We start from the raw sequence: 3,066 nt of genomic DNA, 5'->3' as shown, positions 1-3,066 counted from the left end.
GCTAAATACATTCCTACTTCTGTGCATTCTCCCATGAAGTTTGCTTGTAATCCTTCTATTATTCTTGGATCTACATCCTTAGCTATTCCTACTACATGTTCATCTGCAAATGCTAAGTCTCCACTTTTTTCTATAAACTTTTCTGGTCCAACTCCACATAATGGACACTTTTCTGGTGCTGCTTCTCCTTCATACACATAACCACATACTGTACATACAAATTTTTTCATAATTTTGTTCCCCCTATATTCTATTAATTAATTTTACTTATTTTTTAAATTTCATTTTTATTTTCATTGTCTTTTGTTTTAATTTTATTTTGTTTCTCTTGACAGTTTTTATTATATAATAATAATTATTATTTGTAAATAGTTTTTTATAAAAAAAAATTAAAACAAATGAAATTCTTATAAACTCCTATTTGTTTTAACTCTATAATACTACTATTAAACTGATATTAATTATCAAATATACTAGTATAAATATGTAATTTTTGATACTTATTTTAAAATCATATGAATAATGATGTTTCCCTACATAACATCTATTCTTTAATCCTTCATTGATTTCTTTCCACCTATACAAAAGGTTTCTAAATACAACACTTATCCCCTTACCAAAATATTTTAATTTATCCTTATATTTTTTACTAACACCTCTACAATTCATGGCTCTAAATGTAATTTCAAAGTCTTTCTCAATAATTATCAGAAATGTTTCTAACGATTTTGCTATATCAGCTATATCAGCTAAATATTTATTTTTGCTTAAGATATAAACTAAATGATTTATAGGAGTTGTTAATGCAAAAAAACTAATAGTAATAGCTCCATTAATACCTCTTAAGAAAAGCAATATAATAAAATTATATTGCTTTTCAAAAGTAAATGTTATAGCTGTAAATAATGAAAATATTACTGCTATTTTAACAAATTTTCTTACTATTTTAAATTCTACCTTAGTTACAACACATAAAATAATAAAAAATATTATATTAAATACTATAACTTCATATTTTTCAGTATAAGAACAAAGTATTAATGAAATTAATGTTAATAATAATTTTTCTCCAGGATGAATTTTACTAAATTCATTAATGTTAGCATAAAGACTAACTTCTCTTAGCATTACTTTTTTTACCTATAAAATATCCTATAAATCCTGCTCCAATTGCTGCTTGACTACAAAACAGTAATGATTCAATTTCTCCAGATGGCGGTTCCCAAAGTGATTCAAACCATGGTTCATAACCTTCATTCATCTCAGTAATTAAGTCTCCGGCTTGATCATCAGCCCCTGCAAACTCATCTCCCTTATTAAATACTAATGGTGCTACTACTAAAAATAAGCTTAATATTAATAATAAAATTATATTTTTTTTCTTCACTTATTATTCCTCCATAATTCCTAAAAGTTCTTCTTTACAGTGTTTTTTTATAAAATCATAAATTACTACAGAAATTATTCCTTCTACAATTGCTAATGGAATTTGAGTTACAGCAAATATTCCCATAAACTTAACTACTGCAAATGCTATCCCACCTGTTGAAGATGGAAATGCTAATCCAAGTTGTATAGATGTTATTACATAAGTTGTTAAATCTCCAAGTGCTGCTGCAAGACCTACTGCTAGCAATTCATTCTTTCCTTTTAATAATTTATAAATACCAAAAGCAACAAACGGTCCTACAATACCCATTGAAAATAAATTTGCTCCTAATGTTGTTATTCCACCATGAGCTAATAATAATGCTTGAAATAATAAAACTACTAAAGAAATTATAGTCATTATTATTGGTCCAAATACTACTGCTCCAATGCCTGTCCCAGTTGGATGAGAACAACTTCCTGTAACTGATGGAATTTTAAGTGCTGACATCATAAAAACAAATGCTGCCATTAAACCTAATAACATTTTTATTTCTTTATTCTTAATTGTTAATTTCTTTAACTTTTTTATACTTAAAAATAAAAATGGTAAAATCAGAACAAAGTAAAATATTGACCAATTTAACGGTAAATATCCTTCTGATATATGCATTGCATATGCATTATGTGGAATTGTTAGTGAAAGTAATAAAGCATAAATAATAAAAATTGATTTTTTCATAATACCTCCAATTAATTTTATAATATTAATTTACTAAATATATTTTGCTATCCTTATTTACAAGCTTGCTACAATTTTAAAGATTACTACTATATGAGATGAATTTAATTGAAAAATTGCATAGCAAACTCTGGCTAACATACATCTGATGAATAAGTTCTAAAAATATATATAATTCTTACTACCAGATGGAGCTTACCTTCAAATGATGATTAAAAGTTATTATATAGAAGCATATAACTGTTATAAAATCATAAATACTAACTATCTAGATAAAATTTTACTTTTACTGAAAATATAGCCTTAATTTTCATAAAATTAAAAAGCATCTTAACTTCTTAATAAAAAGCTAAGATGCAAAAATTTACATTAAAACAAGGCGTTTTATAATCAATAAAAAACGCTCTTGCTATTTAACTTCCCACCGAAGGATAGCACTAAATTTAGGTAGGTCTCCTGACTCTAAGTTCATCCGCCTCTCTTCCTTCCCAAATTTAAAAAATCAGTGGATATACAGAGATTTGTCCCTTAATACAGTAGCGGGGGCTGTAGTGGCTTTTTACCACTTTCCCTTTTAATTCTTATAAATTTATAAAATTTACAAAAAACCTAAATTTAAAATATATCATTTATTTAATAATATATTTTAAAGATAATATTGTCAATTAATTTTTAGTAAAAATTATAGACATTAGAATATTTAATTCTAATGTCTATATACTAGTGTAACATATTTAAAATAATTTTGAGGACTTAATGAATTCTTTTTTTAATTAAAATTATGCAAAGTATCTATCTAATAATCCCTTAAATGCTTTTCCATGTCTTGCTTCATCTTTGCACATTTCATGTACTGTGTCATGAATTGCATCTAAGTTTAATTGTTTAGCTAATGTAGCTAAATCTTTCTTTCCTTGACATGCTCCATGTTCTGCTTCTACTCTTAATTCTAAGTT

At 25.8% G+C, this 3,066-nt stretch carries 5 protein-coding genes and 1 riboswitch; all 5 genes read right to left on the bottom strand.

Going from position 1 to position 3,066, the window contains the following annotated elements:
• Positions 1 to 230 (bottom strand): rubredoxin-like domain-containing protein (locus ACYUET_RS18935; RefSeq protein WP_460282201.1); only part of this gene is annotated, 230 nt, incomplete at its 3' end.
• 202 nt (positions 231 to 432) lie between these two features.
• Positions 433 to 1,128, bottom strand: coding sequence for a CbiQ family ECF transporter T component (locus ACYUET_RS18930; protein ID WP_460282199.1), 696 nt, complete (start codon positions 1,126 to 1,128; stop codon positions 433 to 435).
• The gene (locus tag ACYUET_RS18925; protein WP_460282197.1) at positions 1,112 to 1,387 is read right to left on the bottom strand and encodes an energy-coupling factor ABC transporter substrate-binding protein; all 276 of its coding nucleotides are present in this window, start codon (positions 1,385 to 1,387) and stop codon (positions 1,112 to 1,114) included. The genes ACYUET_RS18930 and ACYUET_RS18925 overlap by 17 nt, the downstream gene beginning before the upstream one ends.
• A 3-nt stretch (positions 1,388 to 1,390) precedes the next feature.
• The gene (locus tag ACYUET_RS18920; RefSeq protein WP_460282195.1) at positions 1,391 to 2,110 is read right to left on the bottom strand and encodes an energy-coupling factor ABC transporter permease; all 720 of its coding nucleotides are present in this window, start codon (positions 2,108 to 2,110) and stop codon (positions 1,391 to 1,393) included.
• Between the two features lie 429 nt (positions 2,111 to 2,539).
• Positions 2,540 to 2,738, bottom strand: a riboswitch (cobalamin riboswitch).
• Positions 2,739 to 2,889: 151 nt separating this feature from the next.
• Positions 2,890 to 3,066 (bottom strand): ferritin family protein (locus tag ACYUET_RS18915; protein WP_460282087.1); only part of this gene is annotated, 177 nt, incomplete at its 5' end.

The sequence above is a fragment of the Clostridium sp. CTA-5 genome, from assembly GCF_054768135.1.
Note: the sequence above shows the minus strand (reverse complement) of the source record. Positions and strands in the feature narration are given on the sequence as shown.

What these genes read in the sequence shown, in the direction of transcription:
- ACYUET_RS18920 (WP_460282195.1), bottom strand. Translation starts at nt 2,110, where the DNA reads ATGAAAAAATCAATTTTTATTATTTATGCTTTATTACTTTCACTAACA.
- ACYUET_RS18930 (WP_460282199.1), bottom strand. Translation starts at nt 1,128, where the DNA reads ATGCTAAGAGAAGTTAGTCTTTATGCTAACATTAATGAATTTAGTAAA.